The 24,391-nt window shown below is 60.0% G+C and carries 18 protein-coding genes and 1 pseudogene; 17 read left to right on the top strand and 2 right to left on the bottom strand.

All coding sequences use genetic code 11. The features are described 5' to 3' along the window. Positions 1-30 precede the first annotated feature (30 nt). From PA598K_RS11830 to PA598K_RS11810, 5 genes are all read left to right on the top strand, one after another. Positions 31-1,080, top strand: a complete 1,050-nt coding sequence (locus PA598K_RS11830; RefSeq protein ID WP_128657160.1) for a BadF/BadG/BcrA/BcrD ATPase family protein — start codon at positions 31-33, stop codon at positions 1,078-1,080. Continuing rightward, positions 1,077-2,261, top strand: coding sequence for an anhydro-N-acetylmuramic acid kinase (locus tag PA598K_RS11825; RefSeq protein WP_128657159.1), 1,185 nt, complete (start codon positions 1,077-1,079; stop codon positions 2,259-2,261). The genes PA598K_RS11830 and PA598K_RS11825 overlap by 4 nt, the downstream gene beginning before the upstream one ends. 33 nt (positions 2,262-2,294) lie before the next feature. Beyond that, positions 2,295-6,212, top strand: coding sequence for a family 10 glycosylhydrolase (locus PA598K_RS11820; protein ID WP_128657158.1), 3,918 nt, complete (start codon positions 2,295-2,297; stop codon positions 6,210-6,212). Positions 6,213-6,365: 153 nt separating this feature from the next. Continuing rightward, positions 6,366-7,145: a hypothetical protein gene (locus PA598K_RS11815; protein ID WP_128657157.1), complete on the top strand. Its 780-nt coding sequence runs from the start codon at positions 6,366-6,368 to the stop codon at positions 7,143-7,145. Between the two features lie 157 nt (positions 7,146-7,302). Further along, positions 7,303-9,120, top strand: a complete 1,818-nt coding sequence (locus PA598K_RS11810) for a methyl-accepting chemotaxis protein (RefSeq protein WP_128657156.1) — start codon at positions 7,303-7,305, stop codon at positions 9,118-9,120. Between the two features lie 119 nt (positions 9,121-9,239). Here the strand turns inward: PA598K_RS11810 and PA598K_RS11805 are convergent, their stop codons facing one another. Both PA598K_RS11805 and PA598K_RS11800 read right to left on the bottom strand, forming a co-directional pair. After that, on the bottom strand, positions 9,240-10,742 hold the full coding sequence (locus PA598K_RS11805) for a DUF1963 domain-containing protein (protein WP_128657155.1): 1,503 nt from the start codon (positions 10,740-10,742) through the stop codon (positions 9,240-9,242). Between the two features lie 59 nt (positions 10,743-10,801). Beyond that, positions 10,802-11,260, bottom strand: coding sequence for a hypothetical protein (locus PA598K_RS11800; RefSeq protein WP_260405367.1), 459 nt, complete (start codon positions 11,258-11,260; stop codon positions 10,802-10,804). A 344-nt stretch (positions 11,261-11,604) separates the two neighbouring features. Here PA598K_RS11800 and PA598K_RS11795 point away from each other — a divergent pair, with 344 nt between their 5' ends. The 12 genes and pseudogenes from PA598K_RS11795 (at position 11,605) to PA598K_RS11740 (ending at position 24,289) form a co-directional block, all read left to right on the top strand. Beyond that, the gene (locus tag PA598K_RS11795) at positions 11,605-13,245 is read left to right on the top strand and encodes an extracellular solute-binding protein (RefSeq protein ID WP_128657154.1); all 1,641 of its coding nucleotides are present in this window, start codon (positions 11,605-11,607) and stop codon (positions 13,243-13,245) included. A 16-nt stretch (positions 13,246-13,261) separates the two neighbouring features. Beyond that, positions 13,262-14,152 (top strand): ABC transporter permease, encoded by an 891-nt coding sequence (locus tag PA598K_RS11790; RefSeq protein WP_128657153.1) that lies wholly within the window; start codon positions 13,262-13,264, stop codon positions 14,150-14,152. A gap of 12 nt (positions 14,153-14,164) precedes the next feature. Further along, complete coding sequence (locus tag PA598K_RS11785) at positions 14,165-15,046, top strand: carbohydrate ABC transporter permease (protein WP_260405366.1); 882 nt, start codon at positions 14,165-14,167, stop codon at positions 15,044-15,046. A gap of 13 nt (positions 15,047-15,059) precedes the next feature. Then, complete coding sequence (locus PA598K_RS11780; protein WP_128657152.1) at positions 15,060-15,857, top strand: alpha/beta hydrolase; 798 nt, start codon at positions 15,060-15,062, stop codon at positions 15,855-15,857. Between the two features lie 24 nt (positions 15,858-15,881). After that, complete coding sequence (locus PA598K_RS11775; protein WP_260405372.1) at positions 15,882-16,643, top strand: alpha/beta hydrolase; 762 nt, start codon at positions 15,882-15,884, stop codon at positions 16,641-16,643. Beyond that, a complete protein-coding gene (locus PA598K_RS11770) occupies positions 16,640-17,812 on the top strand; it encodes an MFS transporter (protein WP_221414124.1) in 1,173 nt (390 codons plus the stop codon). Before PA598K_RS11775 ends, PA598K_RS11770 begins: the two co-directional genes overlap by 4 nt. 25 nt (positions 17,813-17,837) lie before the next feature. Next, a complete protein-coding gene (locus PA598K_RS11765) occupies positions 17,838-20,084 on the top strand; it encodes an AraC family transcriptional regulator (RefSeq protein WP_128657149.1) in 2,247 nt (748 codons plus the stop codon). A 77-nt stretch (positions 20,085-20,161) separates the two neighbouring features. Continuing rightward, entirely contained in the window at positions 20,162-21,481 is a 1,320-nt protein-coding gene (locus tag PA598K_RS11760; protein ID WP_185601855.1) for a phytoene desaturase family protein, read from the top strand. Between the two features lie 8 nt (positions 21,482-21,489). Further along, complete coding sequence (locus tag PA598K_RS11755; RefSeq protein ID WP_128657147.1) at positions 21,490-22,380, top strand: RNA polymerase sigma-70 factor; 891 nt, start codon at positions 21,490-21,492, stop codon at positions 22,378-22,380. A 24-nt stretch (positions 22,381-22,404) separates the two neighbouring features. Further along, positions 22,405-23,241 (top strand): helix-turn-helix domain-containing protein, encoded by an 837-nt coding sequence (locus PA598K_RS11750; RefSeq protein WP_128657146.1) that lies wholly within the window; start codon positions 22,405-22,407, stop codon positions 23,239-23,241. Positions 23,242-23,696: 455 nt separating this feature from the next. Then, positions 23,697-23,999, top strand: a pseudogene (locus PA598K_RS11745) (ribonuclease domain-containing protein); the annotation flags it as partial. A 14-nt stretch (positions 24,000-24,013) separates the two neighbouring features. After that, entirely contained in the window at positions 24,014-24,289 is a 276-nt protein-coding gene (locus PA598K_RS11740) for a barstar family protein (RefSeq protein WP_128657145.1), read from the top strand. Positions 24,290-24,391: the final 102 nt, after the last annotated feature.

The following is a 24,391-nucleotide window of genomic DNA, read 5'->3' as shown; positions in this document are numbered from 1 at the left end:
AGGTAGTTCAAAAAGGAAGGGGGGAGCGGGATGAATTATGTAGCGGGGATCGACGGCGGCGGGACGCGCACAAGCGTCGTCCTGGCGCGGACGGACGGCGAGATCGTCCACAGCTTCAGCGCCGGTCCGCTGAACTATAACGGCCAGGACGAAGCGGTCGTCGCCCGCAGCCTGCAAGCGCTCGCGGACGGGCTCGCGGCAGCGATCGCTGCTGCGAGCGGCTCTGCCGGGACGGATCGACGCATTGCGGGCGGAGGAGAGAGGCCTGCATCGTACTTGACCTCCGGGACGGATCGCGGCAGCGTGGACGGAGGCGAGGGCGCTGCATCGCACTTGACCTCCTGTCTGGCGATCTGCATCGGGGCGGCGGGCATCAGTCATCCGCTCGTCGCCGGACGACTGACCTCCATCCTGCGCGGATACGGCTATGAGGGGGAGCTGCTGCTCGTCGGCGACCATGAGACCGCGCTCTGCGGGGCGCACGGCGGCCGGAGCGGGATCGTCCTGATCGCCGGCACCGGAGCGATCTGTTATGGCCGGAGTCCGGCTGGCGACACGCATCGGGCCGGCGGGTACGGGCATCTGATCGACGATGGCGGCAGCGGCTATGCGATCGGGAGAGACCTGCTCGCTGCGGTAGTGCAGGCTGCGGACGGTCGCATCGGTCCGACGCTCATCACGGAGCTGGTGTATGGACGGCTCGCCGTCTCCACGGTATCCGAGCTGATCGGTTATGTGTACGATCCGGCGCGCAGCAAGCGGGACATCGCCGCTCTCGCGCCGCTGCTCTCCGTCGCCTGCGAGGCCGGCGACGAGCAGGCGCTGCGGATCGCCGAGCGGAGCGCGGACGAGCTGCTGCAGCCGATCGCGGCCGTGGCCGAGCGCCTTGCGCTGCAGGAGGGAGCGCTCGCGTTGCTCGGCAGCGTGCTGACGTCCAACCGCCATGTCCGCGATGCCTTGCATGGACGGATTGCCGGGCGCTATCCGGGGATGACCATCGTCGAGCCGCAGTACGACGCCTCGTACGGCGCGGTGCTGTTGGCTATGGAGCAGCTGCGAAGGGGAGGTGCCACTAGATGAAGATGAGCTGGTCATCCGAACGTCCCTTCCAGATCGGCGTAGGGCTGATGTCCGGCACGTCGCTGGACGGGATCGACGCCGCCGTCGTGCAGCTCGCGGGTAGCGGCGCGAACACCGAGGTTCAGCTGCTGCATTATGCGACCTTGCCATACACTGAGGAGCTGCGCGCGCAGTTGAAGCAGCTCTGTTCGCCAGGAGCCGCCGACGTCGCGGCGCTGGCGGGGATGAATGTCTATCTGGGCCAGCTGTTCGCCGATAGCGCGCTCTCTGCGGTTGAGGCGGCTGGACTGGCCGTCGCCGAGATCGACTTTATCAGCTCCCATGGTCAGACGATCTGGCATATGCCGGAGCGGGAGGGGCTATACAAGCCGAGCGCCACGCTGCAGATCGGCGATCTGTCGGTCATTGCCAAGCATACGGGCCTCCCTGTCGTCGGCGATTTCCGCCCGGCAGATATGGCGGTGGGCGGTCAAGGCGCGCCGCTTGTCCCGTATGGGGACCTGATCCTGTTTGGCGATCCCCGGCGGGGACGGCTGCTGCAAAATATCGGCGGCATCGGCAACTGTACAGTTATCCCGGCCGGGGCGGGCGCCGACGATCTGCTGGCCTTCGATACCGGGCCAGGCAATATGATCATCGATCAAGTCGTCCATACCCTGACGGACGGTCGCCTCGCTTACGACGAAGGCGGGCAATGGGCGGCTGAGGGGGCAGTGGACGAGGCGCTGCTGGCCGAGCTGCTTGGTCATCCCTACTTTGCGCTGGCGCCGCCCAAGTCTACGGGGCGGGAGCTGTTCGGGGCCGACTACGCCCTCCGGGTGCTCGACCTCGCTGCGGAGAGGGGGCTCTCGGGTGTAGATACGATCGCCACAGTGACAGCGCTTACGGCAAGCTCGATCGCCGATGCGTGCAGGCGCTTCGTCATGCCGCGCTGCCGGGTCGACGAAGTAATCGTCAGCGGCGGCGGCGCCCATAACCGGACGCTCATGGTCCAGCTGGCGAGACTGCTGCCGGAGCAGCAGGTGCGCAGGGCGGGCGAGCTCGGCATGCCTGACGATGCCAAGGAGGCGGTCATCTTCGCGCTGCTCGGCCATGCTTTCCTGCAGGGCGTCCCGAACAACATACCTGCAGCGACAGGAGCCGCGCGACCGACGATCATGGGGAAGCTCGCATTGCCCTGATGGTATACATATCACGAGGAGGAGATGTAAGAGATGAATCTGCCTTATCGCAAGATGTATGGCATGACCGCTTTTGTACTCATCATCGTACTATTGTGTTCCACGTTGGCCGGCGCAGCCGGTCTGTCCCCCGGAGGCGAGCCTGATACCGAATCTTTATTACCTGCTGCTGCCTCGCCCGCTGCGCCTTTTGTCATTGTAGAGGACTTCGAAGCCGGAGGGGTGACGGCCAGCGCCGTCCGCGCCAGTGTCGAGCTGGCGATGGCCAACAGGCCGGAGCCGGTCCTGTACGGCAATCATTCGGCCAGGCTGCGCTATCAGTTCGTTGGCAGAGAGAGCGGGACGGCGGCAGCGTATGTCAACCTGTGGGAGCCGGATCAGGCGACGTATCGTCAGCTGCCGGGCAAGCCGACGAAGATCGGCATGTGGGTGCACGGCGACGGCAACAACAAGCATTGGCTGCGCGCCGAGTTTGCGGCGATGAGCGGGACATCGCCGATCCCTTCGGCAGTTGCGGATCTGACGACCAGCACCGGCTTCAACTGGACGGGCTGGCGCTATATTGTCGCCGACCTCCCGGTAGCGCTGCGCGTACCCGAGGTCACGGACATCAAGCTGCGCCGCATCTACATGACCCAGACCAACAACGACAACAAAACTGATGGCGTCGTTTTCCTGGACCGCGTCAGCGTGTTCTACGGGGATACCGACGGACGATACGGTCTGGACTTGCAGGGTCTCGCACCGATGAAGACGGGAGAGGAGCTGACCGCCACCGTGTTCGAGACACGTCAGAATGCCTCGGCGCCGCAGCGGCTGGAGGACGGTGTAACTTATGCGAGTGAAGATCCCATGGTAGCCAGCATTGACGCTGCGGGCCGCGTCCAGGCGCTCTCGCCAGGCACCACTCGCATTACAGCCCAAGCTGGCGGCTTCGAGGCGAGTTATTCGCTGACTGTCAGCGACGAAGTGCCTGTCGTGGAGGAGCTGCTGTTGACCGGTCCGGCCGAGATGAAGGTAGCCGAGGAGGCGCCTACGACACTTTTTGCTGTCATGGCGGGGAGCGGAGAACGGGTGCAGATCACCCAAGGGGCTGCCTATTCCAGCAGCGATGAGACGGTAGCTGTCATCGATGAGCAAGGCGTGATTCGCGCTCTGGGCGAAGGCGCGGCGACGCTGCAGGCGGAGTATCGGGGGCGCACGACTGCCGTGGAGATCAGCGTGGGTGCACAGATCCCGGTGCTGGAGCGGATCGAGCTCGGCGGTCTGGGGCCGCTCGAGATCGGGCAGGAAGGGCAGGCGCTAATTACGGCTATCTATAATACGGGCGAGGAGGCGGTGACAGAGGGCGTGACCTTCACCTCCAGCCAGCCGGCGGTTGCCGCTGTAACTGCGAACGGCAAGGTGCAGGCGCTGTCGATGGGCATCGCCCGGATTACGGCGCTCTTCCAAGACAAGAGCGTCAGCTTCACTGTCGTGGTCAACAAGGCTGGCGTCGAGCAGCCCAAGCATGAGCTGCGGGCGGCCTGGATCGCCAGCGTCGAGCAGATCGACTGGCCCAAAACCTACGATCCCGAGCAGCAGCGCCGGGACTTCATCGCATTGTTGGACTTTCACCAGTCGATGGGCATGAACGCTGTTGTCGTCCAGATCAAGCCTACAGCCGATGCCTTCTACCGTTCGGAGCTCGCGCCATGGTCGCACTGGCTGACCGGCGAGCAGGGCAAGGACCCGGGCTATGACCCGTTGGCTTTTATGATCGAGGAAGCGCACAAGCGCAACCTGGAATTCCATGCCTGGCTCAACCCTTACCGCATCAGCATGCATAACGACGCGAGCCGTCTTACCGAGGATCATCCGGCGCGGCTGAACCCGGACTGGGTGATGAGCTACGGCGGCCGGCTGTACTTTGATCCCGGCCACCCGGAGGTCATCGACTACATTACCCGGAGCGTCGATGAGGTGGTGGCCAATTACGATGTCGATGCGATACATTTCGACGATTACTTCTACCCGAACCGTTTTGACGGCACAGGATATCCGGATCAGCAGACCTACGAGCAATTCGGCGACGGCTACACGGATATTAATGCCTGGCGCAGACATAATGTCGACACGCTGATCGAAGGGTTAAACGCCTCGATCAAGGCGCAGAAGCCTTATGTCAAGTTCGGCATCAGTCCGTTCGGCGTCTGGCGCAACAAATCGGTCGACCCGCTCGGCTCCGATACGACAGCCGGTCAGCCGAGCTACGACAATCTGCATGCAGATATTCGCAAGTGGGTGCTGGAGGGCTGGATCGACTATGTAGCGCCGCAGATCTACTGGAACTTCGGATTCTCGCCCGCAGCCTACGAGGTGCTGGTGAAGTGGTGGGACGATCTGATCGCTGAGCATGACGCTGATGTCCATCTCTATATCGGCCATGCTGCCTACAAGGTGGAGGACAACGAAAATTTCACCGATCCGTATGAGATCATCAATCAGATGCGTTATAATCTGAACTTCGATCATGTGCATGGCAGCATCCAGTTCACGACGCGCGACCTGCTCGCCAAGACGCATCTGCAGCAGATCCTGAGACAATACCAGCAGCAGCCTGCGCTGGTGCCGGCGATGCCTTGGCTGGGCGGCGCGCAGCCGGCCGCTCCGGAGCAGCTATCCGGCACCTATCGCCATCCGTCGATGGAGCTGCGCTGGACAGACGCTGACGAACAGACGGCCTACTATGTCATCTATCGAGCGGAGGGCGAGACGACGCCATCGACCGCCGATCCGTCGCAGATCCATGCTGTCGTGCGTAAAGGAACGGGTAGCGCCAGTTATACGGATAGCGAAGTCATCTCCGGCCGCACGTATACGTACGTGGTCACCGCTGTCGATCGTCTGCATCATGAGAGCGACCCCAGTCGTCCACTGACTGTAGCTGCTGCTGGCCAGCGTCCGAATCCGCCGATCTACTATCCGCCCTATGTACCGGGTCCAGACGGGGAATCGGAGCAGCCGGAAGGCGTGCTATTACTAGCCGCTGGCGCAGCTGGCATCGTGAGTCTCGGAAGCGGCATTAAGCTGGAGGTACCGGCAGGAGCGACGGATCGCCAGACGCGTCTTGCCATCGATCGTCTGACGATGGCGGAGGTGCCGACAATGACCGGCTACAGCTTGGCGAGTATGGTGTATAAGATCACCTCCAGCGAGGTCGACACGTTCCTCCGGCCGGCGACCGTATCCGTATCGTACGTCGAGTCGCTGACTTCGGATTACCGAACGCCAACGCTGTACGCCCTTGCAGATGACGATACCTGGTATCCACTCGGCGGAATGGCCGTCGATGGAGCGATCCGGGCTGAGCTCGACAGGCCTGCAGTGCTGGCCGTGTTCGTCGAGGCGGCGCCAGCGCCGTCCCCGTCTTGCCCGGAAGTATCGCTGAGCGATCTCTCTGGCCACTGGGCGGCAGCCCAGATCATCCGGGCGACGGAGCAATGTATAGCCGGCGGCTATCCGGATCAGACCTTCCGTCCGGACGCGCTGGTATCGCGAGCCGAGTTCGCCCAGCTGCTCGTGCGCGCGCTAGGGCTGGAAGGCTCGGGAGCCGAGCTGAGCTTCGCCGACCAGGAGGCGATTCGTCCTTGGGCCCGCGATGCCGTCGCATTGGCGGTAGAGGCTGGCATCGTGAACGGGTTTGAGGACGGGACGTTCCGTCCCGACGTCCGGATGACAAGAACCGAGATGACGGTGATGTTGGTCAGGGCGCTGCGGCTGCCGACCGGGTCAGACGCGACTTCGTTCGCAGACGATCAGGAGATCCCCGCCTGGGCCAAGGGCGCTGTCGCGACTGCGGCCGCCGAAGGCCTGGTCCAGGGACGCAGCGGAGGCCGATTCGAGCCCCAGGGCAGCGCGACGCGCGCCGAAGCCGTCGTCGCGCTCCTCCGGTTGACAGAGCGCATCTAGTCTCACAGCTTGAGCAACGCGATCCCCCAGTCCTTACACTACCAAGGGCTGGGGGATTTGGCGTTTTGGCGAGCAGGTACTACAAAAGTTAGAACTCCCCTGGTTGCAGCTTTGTTGATAAGCTAAAGCCAACTACGGAGGGAGTGATCGACCATGCACCATTCAGCGCACCAAGCGGATCATCCTCTGCGTCGAGCGCTCGGTTATCTGTCGGCAAAGCTTGCGGCAGCAGGCATCGTATTTCTGTCTTTGATGCTGCTTCTGTCGCGGTTTGATATTGTGCAGCTGCAGGAGACGATGTTTTTCATGCCGTTCTGGACGATTTTTTACGGCTATGCGGTTGTATTTTCAATGGTTGTAGACGCTTTGGCGCTCAAGCTGCGGCGGCCTTATTCCGGACTGGTCTCTGTGCTGTTATATGTAGCAGGCGGGTATGCGCCGTTTTTTCTGTTTTTCTCCCATGAGCCGATGCTTATCGTGGTCGCCGGACTATACGGTCTCGTATGCGCCCTGTGCTTTTACGGGATTGATGCCTCGTTGCGACGGAGATGGCCGCTCGGCGGCATTTTGGCGCTGGTTATGCTCGCAGCGCTCGGGTGGCTTGCGTTGGCCGATCACACTCGGGTCGAGGGGTGGACAGAGCAGCGCAGCGAGACCGCCTTCACAGCGCAGTTTGATTGGTTGCATGGCGAGTTCCCGGTGCCGATCGAGCTGCGGCGAGGGGAGACGGTTACGTACAAGATTGAGTTCCGTATCGAGAGCGGGAGTTACGGCTATTCGCTCGCCGGACCGAATGGACAGTTGATAGGGATGGAGCAGTTGGCCGATGGACGGCTGCAGGTGACGGCGGATCGGGATATGGAGGTGCAGGTCATCATTAGCTGCAAGCGGGCGAGCGGGGCTGTGACGGTAAGCTGGGAAGTCTCGAATTAAAGGGGTTTTGTCGAATAATTGTATTAATTGTCGAACCAAAGGGAATTATGTTCGTTTATTCGACATATTTAGATCTATGGGCCCGTTTCAAAACTTGGTATTGTGGGGAAGAGGATAATAGACCTGATTCTATAGACCTGCGAAGGAGAATGTCCCCATGAAAATCGGTAGCAAACTGATGGTCAGCTTTAGCCTTATTCTCGCTCTCACCCTTGTTGTCGGCACGCTCGGCTGGTATCAGTTAACCTCCGTCAATCAATCGTATGAGCAGATGCTGGGCGACCGGGTGCAAAAGATATTATGGGTCAAAGATCTCAAATATTTGGCGGCCGATCAGACGAAATACGTGCGGGGGTACTTGATCACCGGAGATACGGCTCAGATGGAGGCGTATAGCCAAGATCGCGTCGTATTTGCCGAGACCTGGGAGAAGCTGCACAACATGCTGGAAAGCGAGCAGGCCATCGCGCTGTCCAGCCAGCTACGCGACCAGGAAGAGCAATATGCGACCGTAGTCACTGAAATTACAGACTACAAAAAAGCTGGAAACGATGCGATGTACATACAACTGGTCGCCGAGAAATGCGTGCCGATGGCGACTGCAATCGCCAAGACCGCGCAGGAGCTCGAGGACTATCAGCAAATGCTGCTGCATGAGACGCAGTTGGAGACCAATGCCGTCGTATCTGGCGTGAAGCAGGCGCTGCTGTTTACGGTGCTGCTGGCCATCGTCCTCGGGGCGCTGCTTGCCTTTTTCATCACTCGCTCGATCTCCAGGCCGGTCATCGCGGTGTCCGAGGCGGCGGGGCGAATCGCGGACGGCGATCTTACCGGAGCAGACATGGCGCTGCGCCGGCGCGATGAGATCGGGGAGATGGCGGATGCCTTCAACCGGATGAAAAATCAACTGGCAAGCTTGATGGCGACGATCCATCGCAATGCGCAGGAGGTGAGTGGCTCATCGCGAGAGCTCTCGACCGGATCGGAGCAGTCGGCTGCCGGAGCCGGGGCAATCGCCGAGGCGATCCAGGCGATCTCGGAGTCGGCGAGCGAGCAGGTCGCACGGATCAAGCATAATCAGTCAGCAATGCAAGAGAGCGTAGAGAGTCTGCAGCGCATCGCCCAATCGGCCTCGATCACGGCGGAGTCGTCAGCCGACGCGATGTCGCGAGCGGAGGAAGGCGGGCGGGAGCTAGAGCGTACCGTCATCCAGATCGAGCAAGTCCGCCAGACGCTGGAGCAGCAGCAGGGGTTGATCAATCGGCTCGGCGAGCAGTCACGCAAGATCGACGAGATCACGGTGTTCATCAAGGAGCTGGCGTCGCAAACCCATCTGCTCTCGCTGAATGCCTCGATCGAGGCGGCTCGCGCAGGCGAGCATGGCAGAGGCTTCGCGGTCGTCGCCGGCGAGGTCAAGAAGCTCGCCGAGCTGTCAGGCGACGCCTCCGGGCGGATCGCGGCCGAGATCGAGCAGATGGTGCGCGGCATTCGCGAGGCGATGGCCGAGACAGCGCGCGGCGCAGCGGAGATGAAGGAAGGCGCCGAGCGTATCGGCGTCACCGGAGCGGCCTTCGCCGCAGTGCGCGAAGCGGTCGCGACGGTTGCCGAGCAAGCGCAGGAGGTGTCTGCGGCGACCGAAGAGATCACAGCGATGACCGAACAGATCCTCTCCGCCGAGCAAGGTCTCGTGCAACTGTCCGGGACGATCTCCGACGAGTCGCAGAGCGTCGCCGCCGTCTGCGAGGAGCAGCTCGCTTCGTCGGAGGAGATGTCGGCGTCGGCTGAGACGCTCAGCGGCATGGCCGATCATCTGATGCGCGAGATCAGCCGTTTCCGCTTCGCGGAGACAGCGTCGGCCGATGCCAGTTCGCGTGCCGCGCAGTCTCAGGGGGCTGTACCCGGGCAGGCACAACAGGGAGCGCAGGCGCAGCCTGGCGTCTCAGCCCAGCCGCACGGCAACACGGGGGCCGCATAAGGTTGGATAGTCCTCTGTCGCCAGCCTCACACATCCCGCACATCCGTACAATCGAACAACCGGTCCGCTAGCGGACCGGTTGTTTCTTTCTATTGCTCACTATTCCAATAAAAATCTCACTAATCCAATAGATTAAACGCGCAGACGCGAGAGAAGTCGCCGCGCGCCGTATCTCTGGCATTGGCCATGTACACGAAGTCGCCGTAATCGCCAAACGCGAAGCCTGCGCGGCCGCCAGACCGCAGCGCCAGCAGGACGAACCAGTCCTCGCTGGCGGTCAGCTCGTCCCAGCCCTGGCGGCGAGCGTATTGCACGGCTCGCTCGACTACCGGCAAGGTCGAGCGGATCGGACCAAGCATACGGTGCTGCGGACCCTCGCCGATCCGCATCGCCTCCTCGACACGTTCCGCCAGCAGCTCGCCTTCCGCGATGCCGCAGCTCGCATAGAGTGGACTGTCGGACGGCACGAGCAGACACGGATGGACGCGCAGCAGCTGCGGCTCGTGGCTGATCTCATACTCGGAGGCGAGCGCCAGCACGGTGCCGCCATTCCGTTCGAACCGGATACGTCCATCCGCCTCGACGAACGCCTCATAGCCGTCTCTCTCGGGGCGGTCTACGACCAGCCGCCGTTGCTCTTCATCCCAGACGAGCATGGACGACGCTGCAATGGCTGTCGTCTCCGCATCCTCGGACAAGGGATAGTGCAGCAGCTTATCCGTGTCTGACCAGTAGCATACCTTGCCCTCCAGCAGATCGGTGTCCGAAAGGAAGGTGAGCAAGCCGCGCGTGGGCATCGGATAGCGAAGCTCCGGCAGCTCGGCCAGGTTAATCTGGGCGAGAAAGTTGTAATAGAGACCGGCTTCGTTGCGCGGCCAAGCTGCGCCTGCGGGCAGGTCGGGCCCGCCGCCGATCCGCGTCGCGCCGGGCGGCGCTTCGTCGGCGGAACCGGCCTCCACCAGCGTCCAGGCAGGCAGGGCGATCGATCGCAGCGCGGTCTCGTGCTCGAGCAGTCCGGCTGCTCCGAGCGTCTGCGCGAATCGCGTCTCGGCATCGAGCGGCTCCGCCAGCTCCTCGATATCGCTAGCCGACATGGACGCTTGCTCCATGCGGGACATCGCCTGCTCCAGCAATGCCGCGACCTGTGCTTCGTGCGCTGCGCGGGCTGTCTGAGCGTCATCCTCCTGCCCAAGCAGACGCAGCGACCCCAATGTCTGATGGAATGCCGCTTCGACCGACGCCAGCTCGTCGCCGCCGCACATCGCGCTCGCCTGGATATAGCCGCCATACGGCGAGGCGAGCAGGGCCCGCAGCCGATACCAGCTCATATCGATGCCCTCGTCCTCATAGACGAGCCGATCCTCTTGCTTGACATATTCCCCCTCGCAGCCGGCGTAAGCGACAGGACGCCGTTCCAGCACCCGCCCATAATCAGCGATGATGTCCGACAGACGATCCGCCAGCGTCTCGTCCTCATCCGCATCCAGCGACCATACGCTGAGCGACGGGGAGGTGGAGGTGACGGGCAGCGCTCGGGCCGTTACAGCCGTGCCGAATATTTGGCATGACGCGAACGGGGCTGCGCATTCGACCGAGAATTCCGGGGTAACAGCAGTAGTCATAACATACTCCTCTCGCTGCTTGTTCGCTTGCTGTGTATCGTCCTCAGGAAAGGGACAGCTTACTCTTCCGCCGAGGTCAGATTAAGCGTCTCGCTTGCCATCGTCAAGCCATCGCTGCCGAGCGCCTGGATGAGCAGATGATCATGGAAGTCGCGCTCGCCGAACGGCCAATCCAGCGCCCAGCCGTCGCTGCCATCCGTATCCGTGCCGATCAGCTCGCGCGCTTCCCAGCTGTCTGTACCGCTGGCAGCCAGCCAGAACAATACGGTGTCGACTTCCTCGGCTGTGACGTCCACCCGGAGCTGCGTGCCGCCTTCCGGGACAATCAGCCAGCCATTGCTCTCCTCCAGATTGGTCTTGACCTCCAGGATGCGCGCTTGCGTATCGGTATCGGGCGGCTTGTCCGACCCGGACGTACAGGCTGGCAGCAGCGCCAACAGCAGACTTGCAGACAACAGTCCGGACAGTATCGAGCGGGATCTGGGGCGTTTAGCGTGCAGATAGGCTTCAACCGCCACAATGTTCACTCCCTAGCATGGAATGGGCCTTGCCCAACCAGTTTAGCATTTGCCAATCCGCCAAACAATAGGGACAAGGACAGCTTTTCAACGTTGGCGTCCCTCCTCTTGTTAGGAGATTTGGCGCTGAAAAAATGGGAGTTCTCCCTAAAAAAATGACTATCGCTCCTGTTGGACAATCCTCTGAAAACCGCTGCGGCGCAAGGGATTCCGCCAATCGGCCTGGTCTTAAAAAATGAGAATTCGGAAAGAAATACTGCGGATGTACCAACCGACTCCCGATAAGCTACACTGAAGGCGAACGTTCGGAGTCAACAACCAAACGAAAGCGGGGAGCAGCAAGCATGAAAAAGAAGCAAAGACGTATGGCATGGTCAACATTGGCCGTCGGCAGTTTATTATTGACAACGCTATCATCCGCGTGCAGCAGCGATGCGACGACATCGAAGGTGACGCAGGAGGAGCTGCAGCAGCATCTCGAAGCAGGCGAGAGCGGGACAGGACTGCGCCGCCTCGTTCCTGAAGGGAAGAGCGTCACCTTGAAAGCATGGCGGCCGACGCACACCTCGATCGGCACGCTTATGGAGAGCTGGAACGATACGCTGTTCAATCGCTGGATGGAGGAGCAGACCGGCGTCCATATCGAATGGATCACGCCAGTCAGCGGGACCGAAGGGGATAACCTCGCGATGCTCGTCAGCTCGGGCGAATACCCGGACTTGTTTTTCGACGCGGGACTGGTCTATCCTACCGGGGCTTACGGCCTGCTCAAGGACGGCGTCGTCATCGATGTCGCGCAGCATCTCGACAAGCTGCCCAACTATAAGAGAGAGCTCGAACGAAGCCAGATCCGGCAGATCGAGAGCTACTCCGACGAGGGTCAGATGGCATCGTTATCCCGCTTCATGCAGGATGACATCCCGGACTCGACCTGGTACGGCATCCTGATGCGCAAGGATATGCTCGACAAGGTTGACATGGAAGCGCCCCAGACGTATGACGAATGGTACGAGGTGCTGACCGCCTTTAAGGGAGCAGGCATCGAGAAGCCTTATCTGCTCAATAGCGACGGCTTTCCCAAGCTGAATATGTTCACCGGCGGACTTGGCTTTGGCTATATGAACTACGGCGGCTCCGTTCAGCCCTTCTACCAGGTTGACGGCAAGATCCGCTATGCGCCGCTCGAGCCGGGCTTCAAAACCTATCTGGAGATGATGAACAAATGGTACGCCGAAGGGCTGATCGACCAGGACTTCCTGTCGCTGAATTCGCTTAATGCCGAATTCTCGGCCTATCCTGACCCGCGCACGGGCTCGATGGTGGCGCCGATCTCGATCGTCAACGTCATCCGCGAGCTGACGCCAGACAAAAACGTCGACTATATCGCCGTCCCGCATCCGGTTGTGAACAAGGGCGACAAAATCCATGTCGGCACACAGGCGAGTCTCGTCCGCTCGGGCATGCAGATCAGCTCCAAGACACAGTATCTGGATGTCGCGCTGCAATGGGCGGACCTGTTCTACTCGCCGGAAGTGATATTGGTCAGCAACTATGGTCCGGACGCCAGCTATTATGACGTCGATGAAGAGGTCAAGATGAGCTTCAACGCCAAGGTGTACGCCAACGAAGACGGCTTTGCGCCGATTGACATGATTACCTCGATCGCCGATTCGCCGGCCGTCATCGTCAGCGACCGCACGGTTACCGATCCGTGGCTGCTCGAGCAGGCCCAGTTGTACGATTCGCTGAACGACAACGCCTATATCATCAGCTCCTCCCTGACGCTGAACGACGAGGAGTCCAAGGTGTACAACTCGGTCATGACGAATATTATCGACTACGTCGAAGAGATGCAGATCAAATTTATTATGGGCATCGAGAAGTTCGACAAGTACGACGCCTTCGTGGAGAGAGTGCGCAGCATGAAGATCGAAGAGGCGATGGCGGTATACCAGGCGGCGCTGGACCGTTACAACGCGCGTTAATAAGGAGCATAAGCCTATGAGAGCATTGGTGATGAACTACAAGCGCCATACGATGATTTACTGGATGACGTTGCCGGTTGTCCTCTATTTTATCGTTTTCCATTATGTGCCGATGGCCGGAGTTATGATGGCTTTCCAGGATTACTCGCCCAAGACGGGAATTTTCGGCAGCGAGTGGGTAGGCTTGCAGAACTTTATTGATTTTTTTCAGAGTCCGAACTTCGTCCGGGTGCTGCGCAATACGCTGGCTCTGAGCCTGCTCGATCTGCTCTTCGGCTTTCCGGCGCCGATCATCCTGGCGCTATTGCTCAACGAGATCCGCAGCCGCTTGTTCAAACGCGCCGTGCAGACGATCAGCTACCTGCCCTATTTCCTGTCGACGGCGATTATAGCCGGTCTGATTCATGATTTTACGTCGTCTAGCGGACCGATCACGACCCTGCTCGGCAGGTCGGATAACCTGCTCAGCTTGCCCGAGATGTTCCGGACGATCTTTGTATCGACGAACATCTGGCAGTTCATGGGCTATAGCAGCATCATCTATCTGGCTGCCTTGTCGCGCGTCGATTCCGAGCAATACGAAGCGGCCAAGATTGACGGCGCAGGCTATTGGAAGCAATGTATCCATGTGACGATCCCCGGCATATCGTCGACGATCATCATTATGCTCATTCTGAATCTCGGCCAGATGCTCAACGTGAACTTTGAGAAGGTATTGCTGCTCTACAACAGCGCCGTCTATGAGACAGCCGACGTCATCTCTACCTTTATCTACAGGCAGGGCATCCTGAGCCATAATTACGGGTACAGCACTGCTGTCGGCCTGTTCAACTCCGTGATCGGTCTGATCCTGATCGTCAGCGCCAACTATGTGAGCAAGAAATATTCGGAAACGAGACTGTTCTAGGGGGTGTAAGCGTTGAGTTCTGAAAAAAACGTCGGCCGGCGACTGTTTCTCGGCTTTAATTATGTGCTGCTCGGGGTGATCGCGTTGCTCTGTCTGGCCCCGATGTGGCACACGCTGGCAGCATCGCTTTCATCGCCAGTGGAGTTGAACGCCAGCCGATCGCTGCTGTTTTTTCCGGTCGGCGACTTGACCTTTAAAGGTTATGAGATTGTGTTTGCCAATCCGTCGATCTGGAAGAGCTACCTTAATACGATGTTGTATGTAGTCGGGGGCACCGCGCTCGGCATCTCGATGACGGCCCTTGGCGCCTACACGCTGTCGCGCCGTTATTTTATGCCGGCCAATACGCTGATGCTGCTCATCGTGTTTACGATGCTGTTCAACGGCGGGATGATACCCAATTATATTCTGATTTTGAAGCTGGGGCTGTACAACAGCGCCTGGGCGCTGCTGCTGCCGGCAGCGATCAATGTGTTCCATCTCATTATATTGCGTTCGGCGTTCCAGGGCGTGCCTGCGGCGCTCGAGGAGTCGGCGAAGCTCGACGGAGCCAACGAGATTCAGATTTTCCTGCGGATCATCCTGCCTGTATCCAAGGCGTCGATTGCCGTCATTGTACTGTTCATTGCCGTTATGCACTGGAATTCCTGGTTCCCGGCTTCGCTTTATCTGGCCGACCGGGCCAAGTTCCCCTTACAGATTATCCTGCGGGAGATTCTGATCGACGGCAATACGAACATGACCTCCGGCGGCGCCAATGCGGCGATCAGCATTTACAAGTCGTTGATCAAGTACTGCACGGTGATCGTCAGCACGCTGCCGATTTTGTGCGTGTATCCGTTTATTCAGAAGTATTTTGCCAAAGGCGTCATGATCGGCGCCATCAAAGGATAGGAGGCCGTTGCTCATGGCACGGATTACGATGTTTACCTACTCGAAGGCGCTGAATCTGCAAACCCGACTGACCGTAGTCATGCCCGACAAGGCTACAACGCCTGTCCCGGTCTTGTACCTGCTGCATGGCGGCAGCGGCAACAGCATGACGTGGCTGACCGAGACGGGCATCGAGCGATATGCGCAAGCACATAATCTCGCAGTCGTCATGCCGGCCGCCGGTCCGAGCCGCTGGCTGAACATGGCGTGGGGACCGGCGTATGGCGATTATATCGCGCTCGAGCTGCCTCAGACGATCCGCCGCTTTTTTCCGCAGACGTCGCTGCAGCGGGAGCACTCCTATATCGGCGGCTTGTCGATGGGAGGCGGCGGTGCGCTGCAACTGGCGATGATGTACCCCGAGCAGTATGAGGCGGTCTGCGTGCTCTCGACGAGCTCGGTCATCCCGCTGGAGCATCTGCGTACGATCGCGGGGTACCCGCCGCCGCCCAGCGGCGACGGCGCGCCGAGTCTGCCCCAGATCCATCTGGGCGTCGATGATCCCGACGAGCTAAGGGGGACGAAGTACGACGTGTTGCACCAGTCGCTCGAGAATATCAAGGCAGGCAAAAAGCTGCCGCGTATTTTCCATGCGGTCGGTACGGAGGATCATGGCTTTGAGGTCGGGCTCGCCTTGCGGCAGCATTTTATGGGGCTGCCCGGCAATCCATACCGATATGAGTTTCATACCGAGCAAGCAGGACATCAGTGGCCATTCTGGGACAAGTGGATTCAGGTGTTCCTGAGCTCCTTGTCTGTCCAATCCAACTAAAGAGGTGATCGGCAAGTGGCATTTATGCAAATCGACTTGTACTCACAGATGCTGACGCGCCAGACAGAGGTAGCGGTCATCGTCCCGGAGCGCAGCGCGCCATCCGCGCCGTATCCCGTCCTCTGGCTGCTCCACGGGGCCTGCGACAATCATAGCGGATGGTGGAGGAATACGGCCGTCGAGCTGTACGCCGAGGAGTATGGCATCGCCGTTGTCATGCCGTCGGCCGACCTGAGCTTCTATGCCAATGGCCCGCTCGGCCGCTACTATGATCATATCGCTCTTGAGCTGCCGGAGCTACTCGGGCGGATGCTGCCGATCAGCTCGGCGCCGGAGGATCAGGTCGTGGCCGGACTGTCGATGGGAGGGCATGGCGCTTACAAATTCGGCTTCACACACCCGGAGCGATATGCCGGGATGGCGGTGCTGTCGGCGGGCAACTTCCTCGATCTCGGCAATCCCCCGCCTGGCGGCTTCCAGGAGGATGTGCATCGCAAGCTGTTCCGCACGACGATCGCAGAGGAGCTAAGGGGCACCGAGCATGATATCTCTCATCTGGCCGAGCAGGCCGTCCTCCGGGGCACACCGCTGCCCAAGCTGTTCGTCGCATGCGGCACCGAGGATCTGGCCTTCGAGACGGCGCGGCGCACCTATGACTATGTGACGGGAGAGCTGGGACTTGCGGGAGAGTGGCATCAGCAGGCGGGCGGACATGACTGGAGCTTCTGGGGCCGCATCCTTCCTGACATGATGACCTGGTGCTCGACCCAAGTATTCCGGTCATGACGCGGATCTGGAATCGACGGTATACCGCCATTTTCTTGATGAATGCCGTGTTGAATATCAGCTTTTATATGATCTCTACGACCTTGTCGGTCTATCTGACCGAACGGGGGATGACGGTTGCGACGGCGGGCGCATTGATCGGGGCGATGCCCTTGGCGGCGATGCTGATCCGCCCCTTCAGCGGCTGGATCTGCGATCAATTCAGCTCCCGCAAGCTGTTGCTGATCTTCCTGACGCTTAATGGTCTGTGTATCGCCGCCTACGGCGCAGCCGTCTCGGACGTCGCCTATCTGATCGTGAGGCTGCTGCACGGCGTCTCCTTCAGCATCACGACGACCGTGACGATGGCGCTTGTGGCGTCGTCTATCCCGAGGGAACGAATGGGGGAAGGTCTGGGCTACTTTGGCATGGGGCAGACGTTGGCGATGGCGCTCGGGCCGGGCGCGGGTCTGGCGCTAGCCCATGCTACAGGTCCGCGGCTCATGTTCTTTTTTGCATCATTGTGTGTTATAGTGTCTTTGATTTCATTGCTATTCCTGCCGGATGCCGGCGAGGAGAGAGCGGATCGACCGAAGCGACTGCAATGGCGATGGGGCGATTTTTTCGTCAAGCAAGCGCTGCTGTTCAGCATCATCTCGTTTGCCTTGTCCTCGGCCAATGGCATCGAGACCAGCTATATTGCCTTGTATGGACTGGAGCTGGGTCTCGCGAACGCCGGCTGGTACTTTACGCTAAGCGCCGTTACGCTGCTGCTGACCCGTATGTTCTGCGGCAAGCTGGTCGATCGCAAGGGCTTCTCCTACGTCTTGTACCCCGGTCTCGCTTGCGTAGCGCTGGCGCTCCTGCTGCTCAGCGGGGCGAGCGCCTACCATGCTGCGACGATCTTCGCCGTCGCTGCCGTGCTCAAGGCGATCGGCGTCGGCGCGGTGCAGCCCGCGCTGCAGGCAGCCGTCATGCATGCAGTGCCGCCCGAGCGGCGCGGCGCAGCGACGAGCACCTTTTATATCGGCGCCGATCTGGGGCAAGCCTCGGCCCCGGTCATCGCCGGAGACATCGTGGACAACAGCGGCTATGAGGCGATGTTCCGGGTATACATGCTGCCCTTGGCGGCAGTTATGGCCGGCTATGGTCTTGTCATGCGGATACGCAGGCGCAGGATGACAGCTTGATGATGACAAAGGGGCGCATGTTCGGATGAAGTTGCTGCGTAAAAATTTGTTTTTTGCTGAACACACCTTTCGCAAATGGTTCGTAAGCTCGATGTGCGTCATCCTGATCTTTATCGTTATCGGCCTGCTCCTGTATCTGATCGCTCTGCACACGACCGAGAAAACCGTCGTCATGGCCCAGCGGCAAGCGGCGGAGCAGACGAAGGGCTTGATCGATCTGAAGCTGCTCGATATCAAAAAGGATGTCTCGGCGCTTGCTTTCAATGACCGGCTGCTTTCCGCTTCCTTTATTACGAAGCCGCTCGACAATGTCGACTATTATAATCTGCATCAGGCGCGCGAGGAGCTGCGAGGCCTGTATTTGTATGGCAATGTGCGCGATAGCTACGTCTATTTTGCGGGCTGCGACTGTTTTATAAGCGCTTACCAACTGAAGGCGGACGATACCGATACATTCACGGAACGGCAATTCGGCCTGAAGCGAAGGGCTTGGGCCGATTTTGCGTCGCGACAGACGACGAGCGGCTTCGCCGTCTTGCAGGATCGGGTATACTTCCTCAGTCCGCTCTCCCGCAACGGCCAGCGCGAGGCAGCCAGTCTCGCCATCGTCGAGCTGGATGTCGACGATCTGGCCGAGTTGTTATTCAGCGTGCCTGCCACTAGCGACAGCTACAGTTATATTATCGCGTCAGACGGCGAGCTGATCGCCGCCTCTGGCCATCCGCCGCCTGCGGCTTACGGCTACGGCGAGCTCGATCCGGGTGAAAATTATATCGACAATACCGTCGTTACCAGCCAGCATATGACAGAGGCCAACTGGGAGTACATCTCGGTTGCGCCGATCGACCAGTACTTGAAGGAAGTGTATGACCTCCGGCTCGTGCTGTACGGCTATCTGGGCATTAGCGTTATTTTGGCTGCATGCATCGTCTACTACGAGACGCGCAGGCGGTATCGACCAGTGCTGACGCTCAGCCGCAATGTAGCCTTGCAACATAATCGGGATATTTTCCAAGATCTCCAGGAAACGATCCAGACGGTTGTAGCCAACAATACCCGTTTAACGTCCTTGCTAAAGCAAGATCAGGAGCTTTTGCTCAACCAGAAATTCACAGATATGCTGCGTGAGCATGCGAAGCCAGAGAAGGAGCAGCCGCTGTTCCAGGAAAACTTCGCCCGTCCCTTCCGGCAAGGGATGGTGTGCGTCGTCCATGTGGAAGCGATCGGCGCCAAGCTGGCAGACCTGTCGGCGCAGGAACAGGAAAATATATTGTTGCTCTGCCTCAACAACATCGGCAAGGAGCTGTTGGGCGCGCAATACGCTTGCTATTTCTGGAAATATGTCGATATTACGGGCGTCATATGGTCCGATACGATCGACGATACGACGACGGCCCGCTACATCACGACGATACTTGAGCAGACGCGAGCAAGCATCAAGCGCTACTTTGATGTCGATCTGCAGCTCGCGCTTAGTCGCTTAAGCTATGCCTCGTCCACGCTGGCCTCTTCTTATCTGCAAGCCCGGGAATCGCGGGACTATGCGAGGATGACCGGCAAGAGCGGGGTTATCCCTTTTGACGAGAGCTATACGCAGCTGCCCCCGGCATGGCATCATATGGATATCATCCGGGCCGAGCAGGACTTCATGTCCTATATGATGGAACGCAACTATGAGATGGCCAAGACGAAGCTGGAGGTTATTACCGGCTATTACGAATATACGGACGGCGCTTCGATACAGCTGTTGCAGTGCAGGATGTTCGGGCTGATCAATCTGGTGCTCAACGCGATCGAGATCAAAAAAACGCCGCTCGAGGAGCAATTCTATCTCGATATGAACCCGGTGCAGCGGCTGCTGGGCGCTTCGACTATACAGAGCCTGAAGCTCGAGATCATGCGCATCATCGAGGCGATGATCACCCGCTACGACGAGAAGGAGCCGTCCACAGAGCAAAAGCTAGAGGTTGTAGATCGCTATATCGAGCTGCATTACACGGACCCTTCCTTGAGCGTGCAGCAGCTGGCCGACCATGTGCATCTGTCGATCTCCCATCTGTCCCAGGTCTACAAGCAACACAAGGGAACTGGCGTGCTCGAGGTCATCAATGCCCGTCGGATCGAACGGGTCAAGGAGTTGTTGCGAGAAAACACCGACATGACCTTGACGCAGATTGCCGAGAAATCGGGCTACTCGAACCTTCAGACGATGATGCGGGTATTCAAAAAGCTGGAGCATCAGACGCCGGGACAGTATCGGGCAAAGCAATAATGTCTCTCAGATCGGTCACACAATACGACGCTCATTCGTTGTAGGTGTATGACCGATTAAGAGAGGATGCGATCGACTTGACCACAACCCCCCATACGCGTTGGGACGTTATTATTATCGGCGCAGGCATCGCCGGCTTGTTGGCGGCGCAGCGCATGGCCAAGGCCAACCTGACTACCTTGCTCCTGGAGCGCTCGATACGACCGGGAGGGCGGGCTGCCAGCCCGCCTTTGCTGGGCATACCGGTCAATCCCGGGGCGCGCGGCCTATCGACCAGCGCCATCCGGTTGCTGCAGGAAGAGGGCATCGAGGTCCGTGGAGGCTCGCCCAAGCCGACGATTCAGTTCGTCGCAGGCACGCAGGGAGAGCCGTTGCAGCAGCTCCCGCTTGTACAGCTGTTGCTAGGCAAGTGGCTCGCATGGCCGGAGAAAATCCAGCTTGTCCGTTTCCTCATCCAATCCCGTCAGGTCGATCCGGCGACGCTCGGAGCCGTCTCGGTAGAGCGTTATCTGACGGATACGATCTCTTCTCTGCGCATCCGGCGGATCGTGCTGGCGCTCATCCGACTCGCGACCTATAGCGATGCGCCTGAGCGGATGAGCGCCGGAGCAGCTCTGGCGAAGCTGCGGGAGGGCGTCGTCTATGTGAGTGGAGGGTGGGAGACGCTGGTCGATCAGCTCGCGAGAAGAGCTGTAGCCGCCGGCGTCGTCATCCGCAACGGGGCAGCCGTAGCGAAGATACAGGGGGAGGCCCCAGAGCTGAGCGTCGCGCTCAAGGACGGGGAGATGCTCCACGCCGCGCATGTCCTGTCAACCATCGGCCCCCAGGCCTGGCTGAAGTTGCTCGACCCGCCGCTTGCACAGACGGAGGCCTCGCGATACGATAGACTCGTGTCAGTGTACGCCGCTTGCTTGGACCTCATCATGGACCGGCTGCCCAAGCCGCGGACGAATTTTGCGCTTGGGATGGATCAGCCCTGGTATTTTGCCAACCATTCAGCCGTCTCCTCTTTTTCGGATACGCTGGATCATCAGGTTGTGCATGTCATGAAGTATCTTTCGCCTGGAACCCCGCCTTCCGTAGGCGGGGAGCAGGAGGAGCTCGAAGCGTTTCTCGACGAGATCCAGCCGGGATGGCGGGCGCATGTGCTGGAGCGGCGGTATTTGCCGCGGATGCTGGTGACGCATCGCTTGTCCGAGCCATTGGCTGATGGCGTAGACAGACCTGAGGCGACGGTGGCCGGGCGACCGGGCTTGTATGTGGCGGGAGATTGGGTCGGGGACGGCATGCTGGCGACGGCTTCGCTCGTCAGTGCGAGGGAGGCCGCTGCGTCCATCATAGCCAGCCATATGGCAGGCGATTCGTCGGGATCAGGCAGCCGCAACAGCCAGAGATAGGAGGCGCTATGTTAAGCTCGGCTTATACGATGTACCGGCCGCTGCTCCTCTCGATCGCCTACCGGATGTTAGGCTCGGTGAGCGACGCGGAGGACGTCGTGCAGGATGTTTTTGTAACCTTGACTATGAAGCACGCAAGCGACGATGATCGCGCGGAGGAGCACCAGTGGAAGCCGTATCTGTGCAAAATTGTCACCAATCGCTGCCTGGATGTGTTGAAGTCGGCTCGTCGCAAGCGGGAGCTGTATGTAGGGCCCTGGCTTCCGGAGCCGCTGGTGCGAGAGCTGCCCGGCCAGGGTCGAGACGATCCGCTGCAGACGATGGAGCTTGAGGATTCCATCTCTTACGCTGTAATGGTCATGCTTGATCATCTGACGCCAGTGGAGCGAGCCGTCTTTATCCTGCGGGAGGCGTTTGGATTTGCCTACAGCGAGGTGGGCGAGATCTTGGGCAAGACAGAGCTCGGCTGTCGCAAAATCTACAGTCGACTGCGCCAAAAAATCAACGGCGTGCAACCGGAGGAGGGGACGGTCTCCGAGGCTTCGGAGCTGCTGCATCGCTTCATGCGCGCGGCGACCTCGGGCGATCTGGACGGTCTGATCGCCCTGATGCATGAGGATATCGCCGCACAGAGCGATGGAGGAGGCAAGGTGGCGGCTGCCACGCGGCCCATCTCGACCCCGCAGCATGTGGCGGCGTTCCTGTCTGGCCTCGCCAAAAGGCTGGACGAAACGACTACAGCCCGCCCGATCCTCGTCAATGGCAGACCAGGCGTGCTGGTCGCCAGCGCAGACGGGCTCGGCGATGCGGTCATCAGTATAGAGATATGGAATAATCGGATCCGGCGAGTCTATATCGTCCGCAATCCGGACAAGTTGAGCCATATCAAGCTGAGATAAATGGCGACTGAAAGGATGGTCCTCATGCAGCATCAACCTTCAATACCGGCGATGGGCGTACTCGGGCTGCGCGGCGACAGCAGCCCGTTCGAGCTGACTCGCCACGAGCCCGCCCCTGCGCTGCGCCAGCTGGTGTTGCACTATTGGGTCGTGCGCTGGGAGCTGGCGCACGGGCAAACGTTCGATCAGCAGGTCGTGCCCAACCCGTGCGTCAACCTCATCGTCGAGAGCGAGCGCAGCGCAATCTACGGACCGGCCAGCAGCAAGTATACGAAGCGGCTCAGCGGGCGAGGCGTCGTGTTCGGTGTCAAGTTCAAGCCGGGGGGCTTCTATCCGTATATACGACGTCCCGTCGCGTACTTGGCTGACCGTGCCTTGCTGCTGGAGGAGGTGTTCGACCGCGAAGCGGTGACGGCTTTTGGCGAAGCGTTGGCCGGCTCGGAGGAGACGGCTGTCAGGGTTGAGGCGGCTGACCGCCTGCTGCTGCAAGCGCAGACGACGGTCGATCCTCAGGTCGCGCTCGTCCAGCAGCTGGTCGAGCGCATCCATGCGGATCGCGCCATCACCCGGGTCGAGCAGCTCGGTCAGTCGGCGGCACTGAATAGCCGCAAGCTGCAACGGTTGTTCCATCGCTATGTCGGCGTGACGCCCAAGTGGGTCATCCAGCTCTACCGGCTGCAGGATGCGGCCGAGCGTCTGGAGGACGGGACATGTCGCGACTGGACGGAGCTGGCGCTCGAGCTTGGGTACTACGATCAGTCCCACTTCATCCACGACTTCCGGTCGATCATCGGGACGACGCCGGAGGCGTACAGCCGTCGCTTCAAGCGCGACGCGGAGGAGATGCCCGACAGCGAGTAGCCGCTCGCGTCGGAGTCAGAAGATAATAAATAACAGGCCGCTCGCGATCAAGCATTCCACTCGATTCGAGGCGGCGAGCTAAAAGCAACAAAGGAGTTAGACAAATGACAAGTTGGTTAAAGACATCTATGCGGACCGCCCTGCGCTCAAGCTGGCGACCGATGGCGCTGCTCGTGCTGGTGTTGGCGTTGCTCACGGGGTGCGGGCTCCTCAATGAGCCGCAGCCCGAATCGTCGAGCGCCACGCAGACGGAGACGTCGGGGGCTGCATCGCAGCATGGCCAGGAAGGAGCGGAGCAGCGAGCGGATGACGATGAAGGTACGTCCAGCGAGAGCCCCGTCGACAGGGAGGACAACCAGCAAGGAGCGACGGATGAGGAGGCCGGCGGCGGTAATGGTGCCGTCGACGGTGCCAGTGATGGGGAAACCTCCCTCCTCGCGGAATATACGGCATTGGCTGATTATATCAAGTCCCATGGCGAACTTCCGGATTATTATCTCACCAAGCGGGAGGCGAGAGAGCTGGGCTGGGACCCACAGCAGGGCAATCTGCACGAGGTAGCGCCGGGGATGAGTATCGGGGGCGATCGCTTCGGCAATCGCGAAGGCCTTCTCCCGGACCGCAAGGGCAGAGTATGGTACGAAGCCGATATTGGCTATGAGGGCGGTCATCGAGGCGCTGAGCGGGTCGTCTACTCCAACGACGGTCTGATCTATGTGACGCTGGACCACTACAAAACCTTCGAGCAGATCGAATGAGAGGAGAGCGCATGATGAGGGAGATCATACTGGATGGCGCTAAGATCGCCGATGATGCTGCGCTGCACGCTCGATTGGCCGAGCTGCTGGAGCTGCCGGACCACTACGGCGCCAATCTCGATGCGCTATGGGACGCGTTGACCGGATATATCGCCTTGCCTCTGACGCTTCGCTGGCTCGATTATGAGGCCACCTGTCAACAGTTAGGCAGCGAGGCGTGCGAGCGTGTGCTGCAGGTGCTCCGCGAAGCCGAGGAGGAACTGCCGGACTTGCAGGTAATCGTGACCTAGCAGCACGAAAGCTCCCAAGCACATCGGAGCGGCCCGGAGATGTGCGATAAATCGCACCGCAAGTATCGCCGAATCCGCGGGTGCGGCCCGGAGATGTGCGAT

Source organism: Paenibacillus sp. 598K (assembly GCF_003851045.1).
In the GTDB taxonomy this organism is placed as follows: domain Bacteria; phylum Bacillota; class Bacilli; order Paenibacillales; family Paenibacillaceae; genus Paenibacillus_D.
Note: the sequence above shows the minus strand (reverse complement) of the source record. Positions and strands in the feature narration are given on the sequence as shown.